At 71.1% G+C, this 22186-nt stretch carries 21 protein-coding genes; 9 read left to right on the top strand and 12 right to left on the bottom strand.

What is annotated here, in order from left to right; translation table 11 throughout:
* Positions 1–125: 125 nt before the first annotated feature.
* Positions 126–740 carry a cysteine hydrolase family protein gene (locus tag KUA19_RS43040; protein WP_308167608.1) on the bottom strand — a complete coding sequence of 205 codons (615 nt, stop codon included), beginning with the start codon at positions 738–740 and terminating at the stop codon, positions 126–128.
* A 201-nt stretch (positions 741–941) separates the two neighbouring features.
* Here KUA19_RS43040 and KUA19_RS23885 point away from each other — a divergent pair, with 201 nt between their 5' ends.
* Both KUA19_RS23885 and KUA19_RS23880 read left to right on the top strand, forming a co-directional pair.
* Positions 942–1697, top strand: coding sequence for a DUF6807 family protein (locus KUA19_RS23885; RefSeq protein ID WP_217399125.1), 756 nt, complete (start codon positions 942–944; stop codon positions 1695–1697).
* Positions 1698–1913: 216 nt separating this feature from the next.
* Positions 1914–2747 (top strand): slipin family protein, encoded by an 834-nt coding sequence (locus KUA19_RS23880; protein WP_217399123.1) that lies wholly within the window; start codon positions 1914–1916, stop codon positions 2745–2747.
* A 102-nt stretch (positions 2748–2849) separates the two neighbouring features.
* On the opposite strand, the gene KUA19_RS23875 is transcribed toward KUA19_RS23880, so the two are convergent.
* The 11 genes from KUA19_RS23875 to KUA19_RS23825 all read right to left on the bottom strand — a co-directional run bounded on the left by KUA19_RS23875 (position 2850) and on the right by KUA19_RS23825 (position 12359).
* Positions 2850–3401 carry a hypothetical protein gene (locus KUA19_RS23875; protein ID WP_217399121.1) on the bottom strand — a complete coding sequence of 184 codons (552 nt, stop codon included), beginning with the start codon at positions 3399–3401 and terminating at the stop codon, positions 2850–2852.
* A 72-nt stretch (positions 3402–3473) separates the two neighbouring features.
* On the bottom strand, positions 3474–3980 hold the full coding sequence (locus tag KUA19_RS23870) for a hypothetical protein (RefSeq protein WP_217399119.1): 507 nt from the start codon (positions 3978–3980) through the stop codon (positions 3474–3476).
* A gap of 127 nt (positions 3981–4107) precedes the next feature.
* Complete coding sequence (locus tag KUA19_RS23865; RefSeq protein WP_308167607.1) at positions 4108–4602, bottom strand: anthrone oxygenase family protein; 495 nt, start codon at positions 4600–4602, stop codon at positions 4108–4110.
* The gene (locus KUA19_RS23860; RefSeq protein WP_217399117.1) at positions 4599–4892 is read right to left on the bottom strand and encodes a DUF6959 family protein; all 294 of its coding nucleotides are present in this window, start codon (positions 4890–4892) and stop codon (positions 4599–4601) included. Before KUA19_RS23860 ends, KUA19_RS23865 begins: the two co-directional genes overlap by 4 nt.
* 163 nt (positions 4893–5055) lie before the next feature.
* Entirely contained in the window at positions 5056–5964 is a 909-nt protein-coding gene (locus KUA19_RS23855; protein WP_254549965.1) for a hypothetical protein, read from the bottom strand.
* A gap of 443 nt (positions 5965–6407) precedes the next feature.
* Positions 6408–7097, bottom strand: coding sequence for a DUF429 domain-containing protein (locus KUA19_RS23850; protein ID WP_217399113.1), 690 nt, complete (start codon positions 7095–7097; stop codon positions 6408–6410).
* Between the two features lie 368 nt (positions 7098–7465).
* Positions 7466–8044 carry a hypothetical protein gene (locus tag KUA19_RS23845; protein ID WP_217399111.1) on the bottom strand — a complete coding sequence of 193 codons (579 nt, stop codon included), beginning with the start codon at positions 8042–8044 and terminating at the stop codon, positions 7466–7468.
* A 1-nt stretch (position 8045) separates the two neighbouring features.
* Positions 8046–8879 carry a carbohydrate ABC transporter permease gene (locus KUA19_RS23840; protein WP_254549964.1) on the bottom strand — a complete coding sequence of 278 codons (834 nt, stop codon included), beginning with the start codon at positions 8877–8879 and terminating at the stop codon, positions 8046–8048.
* On the bottom strand, positions 8876–9856 hold the full coding sequence (locus KUA19_RS23835; protein ID WP_372451834.1) for a carbohydrate ABC transporter permease: 981 nt from the start codon (positions 9854–9856) through the stop codon (positions 8876–8878). The genes KUA19_RS23840 and KUA19_RS23835 overlap by 4 nt, the downstream gene beginning before the upstream one ends.
* A gap of 91 nt (positions 9857–9947) precedes the next feature.
* Positions 9948–11306: an ABC transporter substrate-binding protein gene (locus KUA19_RS23830; protein ID WP_217399107.1), complete on the bottom strand. Its 1359-nt coding sequence runs from the start codon at positions 11304–11306 to the stop codon at positions 9948–9950.
* 6 nt (positions 11307–11312) lie between these two features.
* Entirely contained in the window at positions 11313–12359 is a 1047-nt protein-coding gene (locus tag KUA19_RS23825) for a LacI family DNA-binding transcriptional regulator (RefSeq protein ID WP_217399105.1), read from the bottom strand.
* Between the two features lie 223 nt (positions 12360–12582).
* Between KUA19_RS23825 and KUA19_RS23820 the strand changes: the two genes are divergently transcribed.
* The 7 genes from KUA19_RS23820 (at position 12583) to KUA19_RS23790 (ending at position 22150) form a co-directional block, all read left to right on the top strand.
* Positions 12583–13908 carry a Gfo/Idh/MocA family protein gene (locus KUA19_RS23820; protein ID WP_217399103.1) on the top strand — a complete coding sequence of 442 codons (1326 nt, stop codon included), beginning with the start codon at positions 12583–12585 and terminating at the stop codon, positions 13906–13908.
* Complete coding sequence (gene uxaC / locus KUA19_RS23815) at positions 13901–15364, top strand: glucuronate isomerase (protein WP_217399101.1); 1464 nt, start codon at positions 13901–13903, stop codon at positions 15362–15364. The genes KUA19_RS23820 and uxaC overlap by 8 nt, the downstream gene beginning before the upstream one ends.
* Complete coding sequence (locus KUA19_RS23810; RefSeq protein WP_217399099.1) at positions 15361–16641, top strand: enolase C-terminal domain-like protein; 1281 nt, start codon at positions 15361–15363, stop codon at positions 16639–16641. The genes uxaC and KUA19_RS23810 overlap by 4 nt, the downstream gene beginning before the upstream one ends.
* Positions 16638–18002, top strand: coding sequence for a mannitol dehydrogenase family protein (locus tag KUA19_RS23805; protein WP_308167606.1), 1365 nt, complete (start codon positions 16638–16640; stop codon positions 18000–18002). The genes KUA19_RS23810 and KUA19_RS23805 overlap by 4 nt, the downstream gene beginning before the upstream one ends.
* A complete protein-coding gene (locus KUA19_RS23800) occupies positions 17999–19114 on the top strand; it encodes a Gfo/Idh/MocA family protein (protein WP_217399095.1) in 1116 nt (371 codons plus the stop codon). Before KUA19_RS23805 ends, KUA19_RS23800 begins: the two co-directional genes overlap by 4 nt.
* Positions 19115–19293: 179 nt before the next feature.
* A complete protein-coding gene (locus KUA19_RS23795) occupies positions 19294–20607 on the top strand; it encodes a pectate lyase family protein (RefSeq protein WP_217399092.1) in 1314 nt (437 codons plus the stop codon).
* Between the two features lie 118 nt (positions 20608–20725).
* Complete coding sequence (locus tag KUA19_RS23790; RefSeq protein WP_254549963.1) at positions 20726–22150, top strand: pectate lyase; 1425 nt, start codon at positions 20726–20728, stop codon at positions 22148–22150.
* Positions 22151–22186 lie beyond the last annotated feature (36 nt).

Here is a 22186-nt window from a genome sequence, read left to right as displayed (position 1 = left end):
GTGCTGCGCGAGCGCGAGCCGCGCTGGGCAGGCCGCACGCCGGCGGGCCGACGAGCCGACAGGAAGACCTCGGCCCAGCAGCGATCATCGGCAGACCGGGCGACCGGCGGCGCGGCGGCCCTGCCCTAGCCGAGGGCTGCCACCAGGGGTTCGGTGGTGGTGATGTGGTGGGCGAAGGCGGGGCCGTTGATCTCGTGGGCGGCGCGCATCGCGTCCATCCGGAACGCCGCGGTCGCGTCGCGGACGAGGGTGACGTGGTAGCCGAGCTCCATGCCGTACCGGCCGGTCGACTCGACGCACGTGTTGGCGACCATACCCACGATGATGATCTTTTGAATCGCGTGCTGTTTGAGCTGCTGATCCAGGTCGGTGTTGGCGAAGCCGCTCTGCGCCCAGTGTTCGCTGATCAGCACGTCACCGGGCTGCGGCTCGAAGTCGGGATGCCACTGCCCGCCCCAGGTGCCCACGGCGAACAGCTGGTTGGCCGCGGTACGCAGCTGGGTCTGCGTCGGGTGGGCCCAGGTGTCGTAGTCGCCGGGCTGCCAGCGCCGGTGCCGGGAGTAGAAGACCCGGATGCCCGCGGCGCGGGCCGCCGCGGCGACCTGCCGCATGTGCTCGACCGCCCCGACCGCCTCGGCGACCTCCTTCACCTGCGGCCAGAGCTTGCCGCCCGCGCTGATGAAGTCGTTGTACGGATCGCTGATGATCAGCCCGGTCGTCGCGCTGTCGTACCTGTCCACGGCGTCACCCCCGCTCAGACCCACTGCCAGCCTATGTGGGCCCGCGTTGACAGGGGGCCCTTCTACCTCGAAAAGCGATAAGAAGGTGCCCTTCCTTACCCCGGGTGGGCGTTGACGGGTGATCGGGAGCGGATTAGCGTTGCGGCAAACGTTTGCCGTGGTGTGCAGCGGCAGGTCCAGGTGCGCCGGTGAAGGGACGTCATGAGGCTGAAGGTCGGCGGCGTGACCGTCGCCGAGTACGTCGTCGCGCCCGACCTCGACCCCACGCTGTCGCCGCGGCCGTACCTGCATCCGGTCCGCACCCTGGCCGGGGCCGTGGTGACCGACGCGCTGCCCGAGGACCACCGTTGGCATCTGGGCCTGTCATTGGCGGTCCAGGACGTCAACGGCACCAACCTGTGGGGCGGCCGAACGTACGTGCGCGACCAGGGCTACACCTGGCTGGACGACCACGGCACCATCACCCACGAGGGGTTCGACGAGGCCGCCGACGACCGGCTGGTGCAGCGGCTGGCCTGGCGCGACCGCAAGGGCGAGGTGCTGCTGCAGGAGCGCCGCGAGATCACCGCGACCCTGGTGCACAGCGAGGCGTGGCGGCTGAGCCTGAGCTGGGAGCTGACCGCGGCCGAGCGGGTGACGCTGGGCAGTCCGGCCACCAACGGGCGCCCGGACGGCGCCGGCTACGGCGGATGCTTCCTGCGCTTCGCGCCAGTGCCCGACCCGAAGGTCAGCGCGGGTGAGCTGCGCGGCGAGAAGCAGGTCAACGGGTGTACGCGGGAGCGGGTGGAGTGGGCGGTGCCCGGTTGGCGGGCCACCCTGACCGGGGCGTCGCGCTGGTTCGTGCGCACCGGCATCTACCCGGGCGTCTGCGCCGCCTGGGCGTACGACAAGGTCCAGGTCATCGAGCCGGGTGTGCCGTGGCGCGGCCGGTTCACCGCCGAGTTCGCCGACACATAGGCCGCTACCTACTTAGGCCGCTACCTAATTGCGTTGCGGCGCGGCGATCCGTGCCGCGACCATGGATCAGCCCCGGCGGATTCCCAGACGGTGTCAGCCAGACAACGTTCACAACGATCCGTCATCGTGTGCTCACAGCACTCTGTTGCACAGACTGCCAATCTGGGTATCGGATCCGCTCCGGGGCGTCCATCCTTTGTGTACGGGGAGCCCATCGTGCGTACGCGCGAGATCATCATCAAGAACACCCACCGCGGCCTGCGCTATGTCGACGGCCGCCTCACCGACGTGCTCGAGGCGGGCCGCCACGAGCTGCCGTCGCCCACCCGGCGCCACCCCGAGATCGTCGAGGTCAACCTCGTCGACATGCGCGAGCGCGAGCTCACGCTCAAGGGCCAGGAGATCCTGACCGGCGACAAGGTGGCGCTGCGGGTCAGCATCCTCACCCACTTCAAGGTGGTCGACCCGGTCGCCGCGACCGAGCAGGTCGAGGACTACACCGACCGCCTCTACAGCGACGTGCAACTGGCCGCGCGCCGGTCGCTGGCGTCGATGACGCTGGAGGCCATCCTCACCAACCGCAACCAGCTGTCCGAGGACATCCTGCGCGACGTACAGGGCGCGGCCCGCGGCTACGGCGTGGAGATCCTGCGCGCCGACGTCAAGGACATCGTCTTCCCGGGCAACCTGCAGGAGGTCATGAACCGGGTGCTGACCGCACAGCGGCTGGCCGAGGCGCAGCTGGTGGAGGCGCGCACCAAGGCGGAGAAGGACGTGCTGGAGGCCCGCGCCCGCGCCGAGGCCGACCAGGTCACCGCCGCCGCGCGGCACGAGGCGGTGCGGCTGGCCGCGCAGGCCGACGCGCAGGCGCAGCGTATCCGCACCGAGGCCGAGGTGGAGTCGCTGCAGGCGCTGGCCGCGGCGGCCACCGCGTACGCGCAGCACCCGGCGCTGCTGCGGCTGCGCGAGCTGGAGACCCTGACCGCGCTGGGCGGCAACGCCGAGGCGCGGCTGTATATCGGCTTCGACAAGCACACCGAGCTGGCCTGACCGGCCGGACGCGCCTGACCCCGCTGCGAGGTCAGGCGCGTTTTCCGTGGCTGACCCAGGGCGCGAACCTCGGCTCGGTGGCCTGACCGGCTACGGCGAGGACTACCAGGACTCCCGCTGGGCGAGCCAGGTGTCGATGCGGCGCAGCTGGCGCGAGGTGAGGCCGGACTCGACCGGCGGCGCCACGACCAGGGCCCAGGCGTCCCAACCTGCCCGGTCCCGGCGGCGCAGTTGGTGCCGGGCGTCGTCGTCGGTCCACACCAGCGGGCGACCGTCGTCGATGACCCGCTGGGCGGTGGGCAGCTTCCACCAGCGATGCCGCACCACGACCAGCGGGGACGCGATCTCGGCGTCGCTCTCGGCGAACTCCGGGCACTCGGCCACCGGCCAGCTCGGCAGGCCCAGCGCCGTGCCGACGTTCACCGCGTGCGACTGCCAGGTGCTGTGCCAGCGGATCTCGGCCCGGCCTTCGTCGTGCACCCGGCGCAGGAACTCCAGCACCGGCCGCGCGGCCAGCAGCGGCCACTCGAGCCCGTGGGCGCTGACGGCCGAGGTGCGCACCCATTGGTCGCGCGGCCACACCCGGGTGTCCGGATCATCGGTGACCGCGTTGATCACGCCATCGATGTCGAGTAGCCAGACCGGCAGCACCACCGTCTCGCACCGCCCCTCGCCCAACCGCCTCGACGTGCCGGGAAGTCTACGCCGCGGCAACCGGTTCGGCGCTCACCCGCCGAGGTGTCCAAGCAGGATCGCACGCGTGGAACCCATGCCGTACCGGTCGACGTCGCTGGACAGCTCGGCCACCTCTGCCAGCACCGGATCGACGTCGACACCGGCCTGACGCGCGCGAGCGCACAGGTCCCGCAGGCCGAGCACCTCGTCCCGGGTGTCGCTGCCCTGGTCGCGGGCGGAAAAGTGGATCAGCGCGGCCCGGAACCCGGCGCCGGTGCCCTCCTCCTCGCGCGGCAGCTGAGCGGCCCACCGGAATGAGGTGTACCGGTCGAACATGCGCCGGATCGCGGCTCGGACGCTGTCGTCACCGGTGCCGTACAGCTCGATGACGGCACGCAGGACCGCCTCGGCCCGACCGTCCACCCCGAGCGCCGCGAGCGCCGCCGCCGTCTGCGCGCCCAGTTCCTGAAGCCTGTCCAGGTCAACCGGCATCGTCGCCACCGGACGGTAGACGGCGTCCAGCTCGGCGACCTCGCGCTCCACTGTCATCAACTCCACGATCCCCCTTGTACCAGACGCGATGGCGGCGCGCAGGTCCGGGGAAAGTCCACACGTTCCGGTCGTGCTTGCCGCAGTTTCCCAAAACCGCAGCCGTCCCACCGGGCGACGCTCGGGTCGTGGCAGGTCAGGGTGAGACGATGAGGGCCACGGCCAGGCAGAGCGCGGCGGCTGTGGTGGCCACCGCCCGGATCGTGTTCCAACGCGCCCACCGTGCCTCGGCGAACCGGGTCCGCACGGCGGCGAGGTCGGTGATCGCGTCGGGATCGCCCGCCGCCTTGAGCGCGTTGTTGAGCGGCAGGTGGACCGCGGTGGTGATGAAGAACGTGACCAGGTACAGCACGAACGCGGCGAGGATCCACCACAGTGCGGTCCGGTCCGGGGCGCCCAGGTACAGCAGCGCGGCCGCACCGGTGAGCACCAGGGCACCGAGGAAACCGCCGCCCAGGAACCAGCCGTTGATGATCGCGCGGTCGATCGCCTGGAACGCGCCCACGAAGGTGCGGTCGTCGGTGCGCCGCAGGCCGGGCATGATCGTGTGCGCGTACAGCCCGAAGACCCCCGCCATGATCCCCATCGCGACCGTCGCGGCGATCAGGACCAGCTCGCTCAGCAGGCTCACGCCGCCTCCCCCACCGATGGGAAGTACGGTCGGCTGATCCCGCGCTCGGCCAGCACCCGCTCGTAGAACTCCAGCATCTCGGTCATGTCCCGGATGCCGTGGTCCAGGTCGTCGAGCGCGTCCGGATCGCCGGGCCGCTCGCGCAGCGTACGCGCGGCCCGCAGGAACAGCCCTCGCAGCTCGGCGAAGGTGTCGCCCTGCACATACAGCCCGGGAAAGTTCCGGCCCGGCAGGTGTGTCACCGCGCAGTTGCCGTCCCGCGACAACAGCTCGACCTCGTGTCGCTCCACCCGACGATGATCGCAGATCCGGGCCCCGCACCCCGCGCTGACCGCCCCACGCGCCGCGATCCGGCGCGTGCCCCGGATCCGACCGCGGTTTCGGGGAAAGTGCGCCAAACCTGTGCAGGGTTCGTGCGGCTTCCCCGAAACCGCGGTTCAGGGGCGAGCCACGTCAGCGGTAGGGCATCTTGGGGAACCAGCCGTAGCCGAACATCGCGGGCAGGCGTACGTCCCAGTAGACGAAGGTGAACACGCCCAGCGCGATCAGCAGCGCCCCGGTGACCGCAGCCGTACGGGCGGGCCTGGCCGTGATCCAGCGCACGAACCCGCCTCGGGTCACCAGCACCACCAGCGCGAACAGCACCGACACGAGCAGGATGTTGCCCAGCGACTGCAGCACGAACGCACCCGCGCCGTAGAGCGGGTTGCCGGTGTCGACGGCCCAGTGGAACAGCTTGTTGAACAGCGGATACGGCCGTCCGATCAGGAACCCGCCGACCAGCGCCCCGAGCGTCACCACCCGGCCGACCGGATGGTTCGCGAACGGGTCCGGCAGCACCCCGATCGCGGCCAGACCGAGGTAGACGAAGGCCAGGCCGATCACGCCGAACGCGACCATCGACTGGATGAGACGTACCGGCAGACCGCCGACGACCTCGGTGGACAGCTGTGGGAGACGGTCGCCGAGGAGCACGCCGACGAAGCCGTACACGGCGGAGACCGCCACCATGCCCAGCGCGAGCCAGCCGATCGGCCGCAGCAGCCCGCGCAGGCCGGTCCGGGTCGCGCTCGCGCCACCAGCCTGGCTCATCGGGCCGATCGAGGCGGCCATCGCGATGTTGCACGCGGTGAACGTGCCCGCCAGCCCGGACACGAACGCGAAGACCAGACCGGCGACGGTGCCGCCGATCGCGGTCGCCTTGGCGTCGTGGCCGAGCAACGTGTTGGCGACATTGTCGCCGATGACGTGGTCGACGAACTCGAACGACCACAGCACCGCCAGCGCCAGCCCGGCCACCACGCTGCCGACGATGAGCCCACCGCGCCGGGCCGGGCGCGCGGACGCGGGCGGAGCGATCAATGATCTTTCTTCAGTCAAGGCCATGAATGGATTGTTTGGGCTGATGGCGGCCCTGTCTTCTTCCAGCGTGCGCTCCCGACCACCGCCGGACCGCACCGGACGCCGTCCACTGCCAGGTCTCGGCCCGGATCCACCACTCCGACGCCGGGAGGCCCGATGTACTGGGATCCGATGACGGCGGTGACCGGATCAGTCGGGCGACTCTTCGGACACGGCCGCAACGGCACTCAGATCTTCTGGCCCGAGCTGGACGAATATCTTCTCGGTCGATGGCCCGAACGCGACTGGCACAACGTCCCCGGCCGGGTCAGCAGGTGGCGCGGGGCCTCGACGACTACGCCGCGTACCTCGCCGACGGGCTCGGCGCCTACTGCGCGGGTACGCGTTCTGGCTGGACAACCGGCGGCCGCCCCGGCCGGGCGAGCGGCTGCCCGAGCTCTGACTCAGGTCCAGATCGCGGCGGGCAGGCCGTCGCTGAAGAACTCCGGCTCGGCGGGCACGCAGACGGCCACGCCGTCCGCCACCCGCCGGGCAGACCAGGCAGCGGCGGCGGCGTCGAGCACATCGTCCACCCGGGCCAGTTGACCGGCCGGTCCCAGCTCACCGACGAGATTGAGCCCGGCTCCGGCAAGCAGCGCACGACGCTGCTCCGAACCCGCCCACGTGGTCTTACCCGAGGCGAGCGGACCGCCGGCCATGGCCGCGAAAGACAGCTCGGGGTGGACCTCGACGACACGGCGGCCCTGGCCGCGTACCCAGCTGTCCACGTCGAGGATCTTCGAACGCAGGCCGTATGCCTGGGCGGAGACGCCCTCCGCCGCGACCTCGCGGTTGCGCCGGATCGCCTCGGCATGCCCCTCGGCCTCCAGCGCGGTGCGGACCGGCGTCATGAAGATCGACGCCCAGCGCGGCCCGGCCTGGGTGCGGGCCAGCACATCGGCGGCCCGTCGGCCGCGGTCCGGTAGACCGACGGGAATGTCGATACCGACCACCGCGACCGGACCGGCCGCCTCCGCCACGGCCACCAGCTCGGCGATGGTCACGCCGAAGCATGCCGAAACCTGCTCACCGTGCAGCAGGATCCCCACCCAACCTGCCTTGCACGCATCGACACCGAGCACGCGCACAGTCATGTCGGTGACGATACCGGCCAGGCAGTCACGCCGATCGAGCGCCGACGCCGCCCGCGCAGACGGCAGCCCGACCGGGGCGGTCACGGCCGTCCGACGGCGCCGGTCGTCGGCGAGATCGGGGCGGCCGGGGTTGATCGCTGTGAGCGGTCAGAACCTCGCCCAAACCCCGCTGTTCTGACCGCTCACAGCGATCAACGTGGGGCGAGGGCTCGAAGATCACGGTTGTCGGTCAGTTTCCGGGCGCCGTCAGAGATCGCTGAGGTTTCGACCGGCCAGCGGCGATCATGTCGAGGGCGAGAGGCGCAAGATCTCTGCCAGCGGTCACTTACCGGGCGAGAAGCGGTGCCGAAGCAACGTCCTACGCGCGGTCACACGGTGCGGAGCGGGCGGTCGCGGGCGGCGAGGGCGTACAGCGCGAGCAGGACGTAGCCGACCAGCAGCGGGGCGGTGACCGGCAGCAGAGTGCCGAGCAGCGCCGCGAGCAGGACTATCGCGCCCGCGGCGGCGATCAGGGGCGGCCGGGTGAACGCGGTGCGCAGGGCCCGGCGGTAGCCGTACCCCCGGCCGAGCAGGGGGACGGTGAGGGCGACCGCGCCGGTCAGCGCGACCCCGACGGCATAGGTCGCGACCAGCAGCGGCCCACCGCCGGGCACGGCGCCCGACCGCAGCCACCACACGTTGAGCGCCAGCAGCGACGCGGCGGTCAGGACCGCGAGCACCGCGGCGGCGCCGGGCAGCAGGCGGCGGCCGAAGATCCGCACCAGGTCGCCGAGGGCCGGCCAGCGGCCCTCGGCGAAACGCAGGTGTACGGCCTCGGCACCGGTGGCCAGCGCGGCCCCGGCGGTGAGCACGGGCAGCGCCGCGACGGTGACGACGATCCCGGCCAGGGCCAGGTCGGCGGCGTCACGCAGGGTGTCGCGCCAGTCGGTGCCGGAGGTGGTGTTCATGTCAGCCCTTGAGTCCGCTGGTGCTGATGCCCTGGACCAGGAACCGCTGGAAGGCCAGGAAGAACAGGAACACCGGCAGGAGTGACAGCACCGACATGGCCAGCATCGGCCCGAGCGAGGTCTGGCCGCTGGAGTCGACGAACAGCCGCAGCGCGACGGGCACGGTGTAGCTGGGCACGCTGGGCAGGTAGACCAGCTGGGCGAAGAAGTCGTTCCAGGTCCAGATGAACGAGAAGATCGCCGTGGTGATCAGGGCCGGTCGGGCCAGCGGCGCGATGACGTGCCAGAAGATGCGGTACGGGCCACTGCCGTCGATCTTCGCCGCGTCGTCGAGTTCCCGCGGGATGCCCCGCATGAACTGCACCATGAGGAACACGAAGAACGCCTCGGTGGCCAGCAGCTTGGGCACGATCAACGGCAGCGGGGTGTCGACCCAGCCGAACTCGTGGAACATGACGTACTGCGGGATGATCAGGACGTGTCCCGGCAGCAGCAGGGTCACGATCATCAGGCCGAACCAGACGCGCCGGCCGAAGAACTTCAGCCGCGCGAACGCGTACGCGGTGAGCAGGCACGACACGCAGTTGGCCAGCACCGACGCCCCGGCGATGAGGAAGCTGTTCCAGAAGAACCGGCCGAAGCTGACGCCGGGGATGTAACCCCAGCCGACGGTGAAGTTGCCCCAGGTCACCTCCTCCGGCCAGATCGACTGGTTGCTGGTGATCTCGGTGGGCGACTTCAGTGCCGAGCCGAGCACCCAGATCAGCGGGTACAGCACCACGGCCAGCACGAGCAGCAGCATCGCCACCCGGGACAGGCTGCGCAGGCGGGTCATGATTCGCCTCCGTCGGAGTAGTGCACCCAGAACCGGCCGGTGCTGAAGAAGACCACGGTGATCAGGCCGATCGCGACCAGGAAGATCCAGGCCAGCGCGGAGGCGTAGCCCATCTGGAAGTCGGTGAAGCCCTTGTCGTAGATCATCAAGGTGTAGATCTTGGTGGAGTAGACGGGTCCGCCGGTGCCGTTGCTGATGACGAACGCCGAGGTGAAGCCCTGGAAGCCGTGGATCGTCTCCAGCACCAGGTTGAAGAAGATCACCGGCGACAGCATCGGCAGCGTGACGTGGAAGAACTGGCGGACGCGGCTGGCGCCGTCGACGGAGGCGGCCTCGTACAGCTCGACCGGCACCTGCTTGAGCCCGGCCAGGAAGATGACCATCGGGCCGCCGAACTGCCACACCGACAGCACCATCAGGGTGCCCAGCGCCCAGTCGGGGTCGTTGATCCACGGCTCGCCCTGGATACCGAACAGCGACAGGAAGCTGTTGAACGAGCCGTCGCCGTTGAAGATGGCGACCCACACCAGTGCCAGCGCGACCGAGCCGCCCAGCAGCGACGGCAGGTAGAACGCGCTGCGGAACAGGCCGATGCCGCGCCGCTCCCGGTTGAGCAGCAGCGCCACGCCCAGCGAGGCGGAGAGCTTGAGCGGGATCGCGATCAGGGCGTAGGTGAGGGTGACCCGCACCGACTTCCAGAAGATCGGGTCAGTGGTGAAGATCTTCTCGTAGTTGGCGGTGCCGACCCATTCCAGCATGTCCCAGCTGGACAGGATGTCGTAGTTGGTGAAGCTCAAGTAGAGCGAGAACAGCACCGGGAACGCGGTGATGACCATCAGGCCGATCAGCCACGGGGACAGGAACACGTACCCGGCCAGGCCTTCCTGGCGCCGGCCCGGATTGCCGCGCGATCGCCGGCGGGGCGGCGCGGGCGGGGTCGAAGCGGCCTCGGGCCGCGTCGCCGTGGCGAGAACCACGTCGCCTCTCCTTCCTAGGAACATGGGACAGCGGACTCCCCTGATCGGCCACGGCCCCGTAGGGAGGGGTCGTGGCCGATCAGGGGGCGGCTCAGGCCAGCTTGGCGGCAGCCTCGGTGAAGAACTGCTTGGCGGCGGCCTCGGGGGCCTGCTTGCCGTACGTCACCGTCTCGGCGATGTCGCGCAGCGTGTTGCGCAGACCGCTGTGGCCCTTCGGCGGCGGCGCGGGGGCCGGGCCGAACTTGGGCGCGATCTCGTTCTCGAACGCGACCGTGTCCTTCATCTTCTGGTCGGTCAGCCCGTCGGAGACGGCCTTGCGCACGTCCAGGTTGTTGGGCAGGCCGCGGTCCACGCCGAGGATCTTGCCCGCCTCGACGTCGTTGACCAGGAAGTTGATGATGTCGGCGACCACCTCGGGCGACTTGGTCGTGCGCGAGCCCGCCCAGTAGGTCGACGCGCGCGCCCACTGCCCCTTCGGGTCACCGGGGTACGCCGTCATGCCCAGGTCGCTCTTGGTGGCCTTCTGCATCTCGGAGAGCTGGTTGGACCACATGAACGACACCGCCGCCTTGCCGGTGACCACGAGCTGCTTGGTCACGCTGCCGTCGACGGCCTCGTGCACGAGGTCGGCCGGCGGGGTGGCGCCCTTGGCACGGGCGTCGACCCACAGCTTGAACCAGGAGGTCAGGTCGGCCTCGGTGAAGGCGAGCTTCGGGCCGTCGTAGAACTCCTTGCCCTGCGCCCGCAGCCACAGCCACAGCGCCTTGTAGTCGGCGCTGGGGTCCATCATCCCGTAGTAGCCGGGCTTCTTGGCGCTGACGCCCGCCGCCCAGGTGATGATCTGGTCGTAGGTCCAGCCGATCTGCGGCGCGTCCACGCCCAGCGCGGCCAGGGTGGTCTTGTCGTAGACGATCGCCGGGGTGTTCTCGCCGGTGGCGATGGCGACCTGCTTGCCCGCGAGCTGGCCGTACTTGGTCAGGCTCTCCGGGTGCTTGGACACGTCGATCTTGCCGTTGCCGGTGTACTTCGACAGGTCCAGGGTGACGTTACGGCCCGCGTACTCGGCCAGGCCGTTGTCGTCGAGCTGGAAGATGTCGGGGGCGTTGCCGCCCGCGGCGATCGTGGCCAGCTTGTCGTAGTAGCCGGTGAAGGCCTGCCAGGTCGGCGTGATGGTGACGTTGGAGTGCTTGGAGGTGTAGAGCTTGAGCGCTTCCTCGGTGAGCTTGGCCCGAGCCTCGCCACCCCACCAGAAGAACGAGATGTTGACCTTGGCGTTCGGGTCCGTGGCGGGCTCGTCGTCGCCACAAGCGGCCAGCAGCCCTGCCGCCGGAACGGCCAGAGCCGCGCCGGCGAGCGTGCGCAGCAGGTGGCGGCGATTCCAGCCGGCCGTGGGCAGGCTACCGTGGTGCTGCGCCGGCGTACCGGCCGGCGCGGGTGTCGCTGGGTGCATTAGCTATCACTCCCTGCTTGTCAGGGCGACACCGTCAGGTGGCGGCCCCTGCCGCCGACCCGGGCCCGCAGTGCGATGCGGGCCCGGGCCTGACGAATCGCGGATGACCAATTCGGTCTGCAGCGTTACCAGTGCGGTGGTGCGGCGGTCGTCGCCATGCTGGAGCAGCATGTCGACGGCCGCCCGTCCGGCGGCCCCCGTGGGGGTGGCCACCGTCGTCAGCATGGGGCGGATGCGTCGGCTCAGCGCGGTGTCGTCTATGCCGACGACACTGATCTGATCGGGCACCTTCACCCCGTTGTGGTCGAGGGCGTCGATGAGGCCCACCGCCATGAGATCGTTGTAGGCGAGCACCGCCGTGGCCCCCACCCGCAGAACGGCGTCGGCCTGAGCCGCACCGCCCTCCTCCGTAGGCGGGTTGGGCCCCAACACGGTCAACTCGGCACCCGCCGTGCGCGCGGCCAGGGTCGCCGCGCGGCGGATCTCGCGGTTGGTCCACGAGCCGCGCGGGCCGCCTAGCAGCGAGATGTGCCGGTGGCCCAGGGCCACCAGGTGTTCCACGGCCAGTCGGGCGCCCTGGCCGAGATCCATCACCACAGCGGGCAGGCCCGGCACCGGGCGGTTGACCACGACCAGCGGGACCTCGCGAGACAGTTGCTCGATCTGGGTGTTGCTCATGCGCGGGCTGCACAGCACGATGCCGTCGACCTGCTTGGCCAGCGCCAGCACCAGCTCCTCCTCGACGCCCGCGTCCTCGCTGGTGTCGGCGACGAAGACGTGGTAGTCGCGGCTGCGGGCGTGGCTCTCCGCCGCCTTGATCAGCGGCGGGAAGAACGGGTTGGCGATGTCGGCCACGATCAGGCCGATATTGTGCGTCCGGCCCGTGATCAGCGCCCGTGCCGCCCGGTTCGGACGGTAACCCAGCTCCTCGGCGACGCCGAGCACATGCGTGCGGGTCTCCGGATTGACCAGGTGTGGTGCGGAGAAGGCCCGCGACACGGTGGAGACGTGCACCCCGCTGGCTCGGGCGACGTCGCGAATCGTGACCGGCACTGGGGCTCCTTCGCTCTCGGTGGTGCCCTAATGTTGCAAACGGTTGCTCCCGTGTCAACGGTCGAAGATGTCAATCCCGTTGCGGGGATGGACCTCGACGGCACTTACACCCGGATGAAAGCGAAGAAATAGGACTGACTCGCCGCCGGGGATTGACAGGTTCGCGGGGACGATGGTTGGTTCTGCTGCAAACGTTTGTAGCCGTCCACGACGGGGAGGCCTGATGTCCCAGCGGTATGCGATCGTCGGCACCGGGGCGAGGGCCCAGATGTTCGCCCAGGCTCTGTCCCGGTACGGGGAACTCGTCGCGCTCGCCGACGTCAACCCCGCCCGCATCGAAGCCCAGCAGCGGCGGCTGTCCGCCGCCGGTGCCCCGCCCGCCGTGGCGTACCACGCCGATGACGTGCCCGCGATGCTGGTCAAGGAGCGAGTGGACACCCTGGTGGTGTGCTCGGTCGACGCCACGCACGACACGTACGTGGTGGCCGCGCTGGAGGCCGGGTGCTCGGTGGTCACCGAGAAGCCGATGACCGTCGACGTGCCGCGCTGCCGCCGCATCCTCGACGCCGCCAAACGCACCGGCGGCAGCGTCAAGGTGGCGTTCAACTACCGGTTCCATCCGGTGCACGAGCAGGTGCGCGCGCTGCTGGCCGCCGGTGAGATCGGCGAGGTCGGCTCGGTCCACTTCGAATGGCTGCTCGACGTGCGCCATGGCGCGGACTACTTCCGCCGCTGGCACCGCGACAAGGCCAACTCCGGCGGCCTGCTGGTGCACAAGGCCACCCACCACTTCGACCTGGTCAACTGGTGGCTGGACAGCACTCCCGAGCGGGTCACCGCCGAGGGGCGGCTGTTCCTGTACGGCTCCGACGGCGCCCGTCACGGCTACGCCCGCGACTACACCCGCGCCCACGGGTCGGACGCGGCCGTCGGCGATCCGTTCGCGCTGCACCTGGCCGACAACCCCGCGCTGGCCGAGCTCTATCTCGACGCCGAGTCGCACGACGGCTACCACCGCGACGTCAACGTGTTCGCCCCCGGGGTGTCCATCGAGGACGACATGGCCGTGCTGGTGCGCTACCGCAGCGGCGCGACGATGTCGTACCACCTCACCGCGTACGCGCCGTGGGAGGGCTACCGGATCGCGTTCAACGGCAGCCGGGGTCGGCTGGAGTTGGACGTGGTCGAGTCCGACCATGTCGCGCCGGGGGTGGCCGGGGCGGTCAAGGGACACAGCGCCGCGCTGCACGGGGCCGAGGCCGCCGCCGAGGCCGGCGGGGTGTCGCTGCGGCTGCGGCGGTACTGGGAGAAGCCGGTGGAGGTGCCGGTGCCCGCGTACGACCGCGCCGGTCACGGCGGCGCCGACGCCCGGATGACCGCGGTGTTGTTCGGCGGTGCGCAAGACCCCCTGGCCCGCTCCGCGACTCAGCTCGACGGCGCCCGATCACTGCTGACCGGGCTGTCCGCCAACGAGTCCATCGCCACCGGTCGGCGCGTGGACGTCGCCGACCTGCTCGACCTCGACGAATGGGAACCACAACATGGCTGAGCTGCTGCTGCCCGATCTCGACGCCGTCCCTGACACCGGCGCCGACCTGCTGCTGCCCGCCGAGCCGCGCACCCGCGCCATCGCCCGCGAGCTGTACGCCCATGTCCGCGGTCTGCCGCTGATCAGCCCGCACGGGCATGTCGACCCGGGCCTGCTGGCCGACGACGCCCCGTTCCCGGACCCGGCCCGGCTGATCATCGTGCCCGACCACTACGTGACCCGGATGCTGCTCAGCCAGGGCATCGGCCCGGCCGAGCTGGGCGTGCCGCGCGTCGACGGCGGCGCCTCCGAGGTCGACCCGCGGCAGGTGTGGCGGCTGTTCGCCCGGAACTGGCACCTGTTCCGGGGCACCCCGTCGCGGCTGTGGCTGGAGCAGACCTTCCGCACCGTCTTCGACGTGCACACCCCGCTGAGCCCGGCGACCGCCGACCAGGTGTACGACGAGCTGTCGCAGCGGCTGGCCGAGCCGGACTTCCGGCCCCGGGCGCTGTTCAAACGGTTCAACCTGGAGGTGCTGGCCACCACCGAGTCGCCGCTGGACGACCTGTCCCGGCACGCGCGGCTGGCCGCCGAGGGTTGGGGCGGCCCCGGCGGGCGCGTGATCACCACGTTCCGGCCCGACGACATGGTCGACCTCGAGTGGCCCGGCTGGGCCGGGCGAGTGGCCGCGCTCGGGGCGATGACCGGCGTGGACACCGGCACGTACGCGGGGTTCCTGGAGGCGCTGCGGCTGCGGCGGCTGGACTTCATCGCCGCGGGCGCGACCTGCTCCGACCACGGGCACCTGACCGCCGCCACCGGCGGCGCCGACCCGGCCGAGGCCGCCGCGATCTTCGACCGGGCGCTGCGCACGGGTGCGGCGAGCCCGGCCGAGGCCGAGGCGTTCCGGGCCCGGATGCTGCTGGAGTTCGCCGCGATGTCGGTCGACGACGGGCTGGTCATGCAGCTGCACCCGGGGGCGGTGCGCAACCACAACCGGACGCTGCACGCCATGCACGGGCGCGACGTCGGCGGCGACATTCCGCAGGCCACCGAGTACACCCACGCGCTGCGGCCGCTGCTGGAGCGGTTCGGGCACCACCCGGACTTCCGCGTCGTGGTGTACACGCTGGACGAGCACACATTCAGCCGTGAGCTCGGGCCGCTGGCCGGCGGCTACCCGGCCATGTTCGTCGGGGCGCCGTGGTGGTTCCTGGACGCGCCCGAGGCGCTGCGCCGCTGGCGGGAGGCGGTGACCGAGACGGCCGGGTTCTACAACACGGCCGGATTCGTCGACGACACCCGCGCCTACTGCTCGATCCCGGTGCGCCACGACGTTGCCCGGCGCGTCGACGCCGGGTTCCTGGCCCGGCTGGTCGCCGAGCACCGCCTGGGTCTCGACGAGGCGGTCGAGACCATTGCCGACCTTGCCTACCACCTGCCCAAGAAGATCTTCAAGATTGGAACGCACGCATGAAGATCACCGAAGCCGTCGTGCACGACGTACGCTTCCCCACCGCCGCCGCCGGCGATGGCTCCGACGCCATCAACCGGGGCGACTACTCGGCCGCCTACGTCGAGTTGCACACCGACGGCGGACCCGTCGGCACCGGATTCACCTTCACCAACGGCCGCGGCAACGAGATCGCCTGCGCGGCGATCGAGGCCCTGGCGCACCACGTGGTCGGCCGGACGCTGGATGAGATCTTCGCCGAGCCGGTCGCGTTCTGGCGGTCGCTGTCGGCCGACGTGCAGCTGCGCTGGCTGGGCCCGGAGAAGGGCGTCATCCACATGGCGACCGGTGCGCTGGTCAACGCGGTGTGGGACCTGCGGGCCAAGGCCGAGGGCAAGCCGATGTGGCGCCTGCTGGCCGAGCTGAGCCCCGAGGAACTGGTCGCCAGCATCGACTTCCACCACATCTCCGACGCGATCACCCCGGCGGAGGCGCTGGAGCTGCTGCGGGTCGACGAGGGGTACGCGCAGCGGCTGGCGGTACTGGAGCGCGACGGGTTCCCGTCGTACACCACGTCGGTGGGGTGGCTGGGGTACCCGGACGAGCAGGTGCGGGAGCTGACCCGGGCGGCTTACGCGCAGGGGTGGCGGGCCATGAAGATGAAGGTCGGCGGCCCGATCGAGGACGACCTGCGCCGGGCCCGGCTGATCCGCGCCGAGATCGGCCCGGACGCGCTGCTGATGATGGACGCCAACCAGGTCTGGGACGTCGACGAGGCGATCGCGAACATGGCGGTGCTGGCCGAGGTCGACCCGTACTGGATCGAGGAGCCGACGCACGCCGACGACGTGCTGGGGCACGCGGCGGTGGCGAAGGCGGTGGCCCCGATCCGGGTCGCCACCGGCGAGGTGGCCGCCAACCGGGTCATCTTCAAGCAGCTCATGCAGGCCGGGGCGATCCAGGTGTGCCAGGTGGACGCGTGCCGCGTCGGCGGCGTCAACGAGGTGCTGTCGATCCTGCTGCTGGCGGCGAAGTTCGGCGTGCCGGTGTGCCCGCACGCGGGCGGCGTCGGCCTGTGCGAGTACGTCCAACACCTGTCGATCTTCGACTACCTGCGCCTGGGCCGCTCGCTCGACGGGCGGATGGTGGAGTACGTCGACCACCTGCACGAGCACTTCGAGGACCCGATCACCGTGGTCGAGGGTCGGTACCAGCTGCCGCAGCAGCCCGGTTACTCGGTCACCCTCAAGGCGTCGTCGATCGCGGAGTACTCATTCCCCGACGGGCCGGTGTGGCGGTGAGCGACCGTCTGGACCGCGCCTCGCTGGCCCGGCTGCCCGCGCCCGCCCGGCCGCTGATCGAGCCGGGCTCGGCCCGTACCGGCATAGTCCACTTCGGTCTGGGCGCGTTCCACCGCGCCCACCAGGCCGTCTTCACCGAGGCCGCGATGGCGCACAGTGGGGGCGACTGGGCCGTGACCGCGGTCGCCCCCAGCTCCCGCACGGTCCTGGACGCCCTGCGCGCCCAGGACCACCTCTTCAGCGTCGTCACCCTCGGCGCCGGGCAGCAGTCCGGTGGCGGCGGCCGGACCCGGGTGGTCGGGGCCCTGGCGGACAGCCTCCTCGCGGCCGAGGATCCGGACGCGGTGGTAGCGCTGCTGGCCGATCCGGGGGTACGGATCGTGACGCTGACCGTCACCGAGAAGGCCTACCGGGCCGACGCGGCCGTGCCGCGGCTGCTGGTGGCCGGTCTGGCCGCCCGCGCCCGCGCCGACGCCGGTCCGATCACCCTGCTGACCTGCGACAACCTGCCCTCCAACGGGCAGACGCTGGACCGGCTGCTGACCGGCATGATCCCCGACGAGCTGCGCGACTGGTACGCCGAGAGCGTCACCTGCCCGTCGAGCATGGTCGACCGGATCGTCCCGGCCACCACCGCACAGACGCTCGACCTGGCCCGCGCCGACCTCGGTGTGTCCGACCTGGCCGCCGTGGCGGCCGAGCCGTTCTCGCAGTGGGTGATCGAGGACCGGTTCGCCGCCGACCGTCCCGCCTGGGACGCGGCCGGAGCCGTGCTCGCCGACGACGTGACCCCCTGGGAGCACCTGAAACTGCGCGCCCTCAACGGCGTGCACAGCGCACTGGCCTACCTGGGCGCGCTGGCGGGCCGGGAAAGCATCGCCGACGCGCTCACCCTGCCCGGCGCGACCGAGCTGCTGCGCCACTACGTGGCCACCGAGGTCGCCGCGTCGCTGACTCCCCCACCGGGCGTCAGCGTCACCGCGTACGGTGAGCAGGTGCTGGAGCGGTTCGCCAACCACGAACTGGGGCACCGGTGCCTGCAGGTGGCGATGGACGGCACGCAGAAGCTGCCACAGCGGGTGATGCCGATGCTTGCCGCGCCCGACCCCCGCCTGACCTGCCTGATCCTGGCGGCGTGGGCCAGGTTCGCCGAGGGCGCCGCCGACGACGGCACCCCGCTGCCGCTGAACGACCCGCTGGCCGCGACGGTCCGCGCCGACCTCACCACCGAGGCCCTGTTCGGCCCCGGCGGCGTGCTCCCGGTGCCCGACCCCGCCCACCGCAAGCAGATCGACACCTGGCGCACCGCCCTGGCCCGCCACGGCGCCGCCGCCCTCCTCGCCGTGGAGGCCACCCCATGACCAGGGCGGCGACGGTGGCGCTGGTGGGGGCCAACGGGCACGGGCTGCACCATCGGCGGGTGCTGGCGGGGCTGGCCGAGCGGGGCGTGGCCCGGCTGGTGGCGCTGGCGGACCCGGCGCCGGTGGTCGACGCGCCGGCCGACGTGCCGGTGTTCGCCGATCACCGGGCGATGCTGGAGCGGATCCGGCCTGACGTGGTGATCGTCTGCACTCCCCCGCACACGCACCTGGACCTGGCCCGCGACGTGCTGCGGTCCGGGTCGGACCTGCTGCTGGAGAAGCCGCCCGTGCTGGACCGGCACGAGCACGACGCGCTGGTGGCGGCCCGCGACGCCGCCCGCCGCGCGGTGCAGATCGGCTTCCAGGCGCTGGCTTCCCCAGCCCTGGGACGGCTGCGCGCGGCGATCGCCTCCGACGCGCTGGGCACGGTGCGGCAGGTGTCGGTGGTCGGCGCGTGGCAGCGCGACGACGCGTACTGGGGGCGCTCGGCGTGGTCGGGGCGCCGTTCGATCGGCGGGCGGCCGACGCTGGACGGGGCGTTGGCCAACCCATTCGCGCACGCGGTGATGCAGGCCCTGGCCGTGGTCGACGCCGAGCCGGTCGGGGTGGAGGTGTCCTGGTTGCGGGTGCGGCCGATCGAGGTCGAGGACACCGCCACGCTGCGGGTGACCCTGGCCGACGGGGTACGGGTGCTGGTCGCGGTGACGCTGGCGGGCGAGGAGTTCGTCGACGGCGACCTCACCGTGTACGGCAGCCACGGCAGGGCCGAGCTGACCTTCCGGGACGACGTGCTGCGCCTGCCGGGCGGGGCGGTCGAGCCGGTGCCGGGCCGGGTCACCCTGCTGGAGAACCTGGTCGAGCACCGGCGGACCGGGGTGCCGCTGCTGGCCCCGCCCGAGCGCACCGCCGGGTTCACGGCCGTCATCGAGGCGCTGCGGACGGCACCGGGCCCGGTCGAGGTGGCCGGGGACGCCGTCGCGGTCGACGGCGGCACCAGGACCCTGCGCGGCGTCAACGCCGCGCTGCGCCGCTGCGCAGCCGACGGGGCCCTTTTCGACGAGATTCCGGTCCCCTGGTCTGCAACTGTTCGGGCTGTTTCTGCAAACGGTTGAGATTGCGCGTTGTGATCCATTCGAATAGTCGCTCCATATCCGACTAAGGGCGGTCGGACCAGGCAATACTGTGCCCGAATCGCTGCAACAAACCTGCTTTTCTGACCCATTGACTTCACTATTCGCCAGTTCCTATGTTGCCTGATGACGTAACACATCGGACACACTCTGGAGCAGCGATGCGAATGCGAGGAATGGCCGCGGTCGCGGCGCTGGCGGTTCTGCTGCCGGCGCCGGCCGCGGCGGCCGCCCCCGACAGCGCCCCGGGCTGGTGGGCGCAGCGGGTGGCCCGCCAGCCGCTGGCCACCGGGGACGGCTGGGGCGCGGCCGGAGCGGGCACGACCGGCGGCTCGGCGGCCGACGGGGCGCACGTCTTCGTCGTACACGATCGGGACGAGCTGGCGGCGGCACTGACCGGCGCCGAACCGAAGATCGTCTTTGTGGCCGGGACCATCGACGGCCTGGCCAGGCCCGACGGCACCAAGGTGACCTGCGCCGACCTGGCCGACCCGGGCTACAACCTGACCGACTACCTCGCCGCGTACGACCCGGCGGTGTGGGGACGCGCCACCGACCCGTCCGGCCCGATCGAGCAGGCCCGGGTGCGTTCGGTGGCCACCCAGCGGGCCCGCACCGAGCTGCGCGTCGGCCCCAACACGACCGTGCTCGGCCTGCCCGGGGCGACCCTGCGCCACCTCACCCTGATGATCGACACCGCGCCGAACGTGATCGTGCGCAACCTGGCCTTCGAGGACGCCGCCGACTGCTTCCCGCGCTGGCGGCCCACCGACGGCGCCGAGGGCAACTGGAACAGCGAGTACGACCTGGTCTCGGTGCGCCGCTCCACCAACGTGTGGATCGACCACAACACGTTCAGCGACGGCGCCAACCCCGACTCCACCCAGCCGGTCTACTTCGACCGCCCGTGGCAGGTGCACGACGGCGCGCTCGACATCACGCACACCTCCGACCTGGTCACGGTCTCGGCCAACGTGTTCACCAACCACGACAAGACCATGCTGATCGGCTCCTCCGACACCGTCGGACCGGACGTCGGCAAGCTGCGCGTCACGCTGCGCCACAACGTGTTCGACGGCGTCGGCCAGCGCGCGCCCCGCGTTCGCTTCGGCCAGGTCGACGTCTACAACAACACCTTCAGCGTTCGCGAGCCGTACGACTACAGCGTCGGCCTGGGCATCCAGTCCTCGGTGTACCTGGAGAACAACTTCTTCGACCTGCGCGACGGCATCCCCGCCGACCGGGTGCTCAAGGACTGGAAGGGCACCGCGGTCACCGAACTGGGCAGCTGGGTCCGCACCGGTGACAGCCTCGGCGGGCCGGTGAGCCTGCTCGCCGCCTACAACGGCGCGCACGACCCGGACTTCGCCCCCGACGCGGGCTGGACGCCCGAGCTGCGCGCGTACCGGCCGGTGCCCGCCGCGGTCGTACCGCTGCTGACCCTGCTCTCCGGGGCCGGGCGTCTGCTGCCCTGACCCCCGGCACCCCGCAAGCTCCGCTCCGCAACAACCGCTCCCGCAAGACCGCACCCGGTGGCGCCCTCCGGCGCGCCCGCGCCGGACCGCCGGGTGCGGACCCCCACAAGGAGGTCCCATGGAACACGGGTTGACACCCGGCCGCCATCGCCGACCCAGACGGTTCGGTCTGGTGGCGGCGGGCGGCACCGCGCTGCTGTCGTTGGTGCTGGCAGCGCTGATGAGCCTGACCGGAGGCGTGGCGCTGGCCGCGACGCTCTTCTCGGACAACTTCGACGACGGCGACGCGTCCGGCTGGTCCAAGTCCGGCGGCGACTGGACGGTCGTGGCCGACGGCTCGTCGGTCTTCCAGCAGTCCAATACCGACAGTTCCCTGGCCCGGCAGTTCGCGGGCAGCAGCTCGTGGACCAACTACACCGTCAGCGCGCGGGTGAAGCCGACCGGCTTCAACGGCTCGGGCAGCTACGCCGCCCTGGGCGCCCGGTCCACCGGCTCGTCCACCCGCTACCAGGTCGCGCTGCTCAACAGCGGGCGGGCCGAACTGCAGGTGGTCAACGGCAGCACCGTCACCGTGGTCGGCGGCACGAACCTGACCGTCAGCATGGGCACCTGGTACACGCTGCAGGTGACCGTCAGCGGTTCGACGCTGACCGGCTGGGTCAACGGCCAGCAGGTCGCCTCGGGCAGCAGCTCGCAGTTCAGCACGGGCCGGATCGTGCTGGTCACCTCGTACGCCGCGGCCCGTTTCGACGACGTCGTGGTGTCCGACGCGGCCGGTCCCGCGCCGACCAGCGCCGCCCCGTCGGCGTCGCGGTCGTCCGCGCCGTCCCCGTCGCCGTCGGGCCCGGCTCCGTCGTCGAGCCCCGGCACGATTCCGACCTGGCCGACCAAGTCCGGTGACGCCGGGCTGCCCAACGGCACCATCTCGGTCAGCGGCACGTTCGACGGCGGGATGAAGCGCTACTGCTGCATCGGCGACGGCGGTCAGTCCGAGAGCCAGGACCCGATGTTCGAGCTGGCCAACGGCGCGACCATCAAGAATGTCATCCTCGGCTCCCCCGCCGGTGACGGCATCCACTGCCTGGGCACCTGCACCATCCAGAACGTCTGGTGGGAGGACGTCGGCGAGGACGCCGCCACCTTCCTGGGCACCGGCGGCGGCACGTCGTACGTCATCGGCGGCGGGGCGAAGTCGGCCTCGGACAAGGTGTTCCAGCACAACGGCAACGGCACGGTCAACATCTCCGGGTTCTACGTGGAGAACGCGGGCAAGCTCTACCGCGCCTGCGGCAACTGCACCAACTCCTACCAGCGCAACGTCGTCATCGACAACGTGATCACCAAGAGCACGAGCGTGGTGGCGGGCATCAACATCAACTGGGGTGACACCGCCCGGTTCACCCGCATCACCGCGTACGGCAGCAGCACCGTCATCTGCGACAAGTTCCTGGGTGCGCCCAAGGGCAGCGAGCCGACCCACGTCGGCAGCGGCGCGGACGGGGTCAACTGCTTCTACAGTCCGTCCGACATCACCTACCGCTGACAGCACCACCGTGAGCTCCGGGCCTTCCCTGCGGCC

Origin of the sequence: Catellatospora tritici (assembly GCF_019083965.1) — a bacterium.
GTDB classification, from domain to species: Bacteria; Actinomycetota; Actinomycetes; order Mycobacteriales; family Micromonosporaceae; genus Catellatospora; species Catellatospora tritici.
Note: the sequence above shows the minus strand (reverse complement) of the source record. Positions and strands in the feature narration are given on the sequence as shown.

Bases quoted from the DNA above. Each gene is read 5' to 3' on its own strand.
- KUA19_RS23885 (WP_217399125.1), top strand. From the start codon at position 942: ATGAGGCTGAAGGTCGGCGGCGTGACCGTCGCCGAGTACGTCGTCGCG.
- KUA19_RS23850 (WP_217399113.1), bottom strand. From the start codon at position 7,097: ATGACTGTGCGCGTGCTCGGTGTCGATGCGTGCAAGGCAGGTTGGGTG.
- KUA19_RS23845 (WP_217399111.1), bottom strand. From the start codon at position 8,044: ATGAACACCACCTCCGGCACCGACTGGCGCGACACCCTGCGTGACGCC.
- KUA19_RS23840 (WP_254549964.1), bottom strand. From the start codon at position 8,879: ATGACCCGCCTGCGCAGCCTGTCCCGGGTGGCGATGCTGCTGCTCGTG.
- KUA19_RS23830 (WP_217399107.1), bottom strand. From the start codon at position 11,306: ATGCACCCAGCGACACCCGCGCCGGCCGGTACGCCGGCGCAGCACCAC.
- KUA19_RS23820 (WP_217399103.1), top strand. From the start codon at position 12,583: ATGTCCCAGCGGTATGCGATCGTCGGCACCGGGGCGAGGGCCCAGATG.
- uxaC (WP_217399101.1), top strand. From the start codon at position 13,901: ATGGCTGAGCTGCTGCTGCCCGATCTCGACGCCGTCCCTGACACCGGC.
- KUA19_RS23810 (WP_217399099.1), top strand. From the start codon at position 15,361: ATGAAGATCACCGAAGCCGTCGTGCACGACGTACGCTTCCCCACCGCC.
- KUA19_RS23800 (WP_217399095.1), top strand. From the start codon at position 17,999: ATGACCAGGGCGGCGACGGTGGCGCTGGTGGGGGCCAACGGGCACGGG.
- KUA19_RS23795 (WP_217399092.1), top strand. From the start codon at position 19,294: ATGCGAATGCGAGGAATGGCCGCGGTCGCGGCGCTGGCGGTTCTGCTG.
- KUA19_RS23790 (WP_254549963.1), top strand. From the start codon at position 20,726: ATGGAACACGGGTTGACACCCGGCCGCCATCGCCGACCCAGACGGTTC.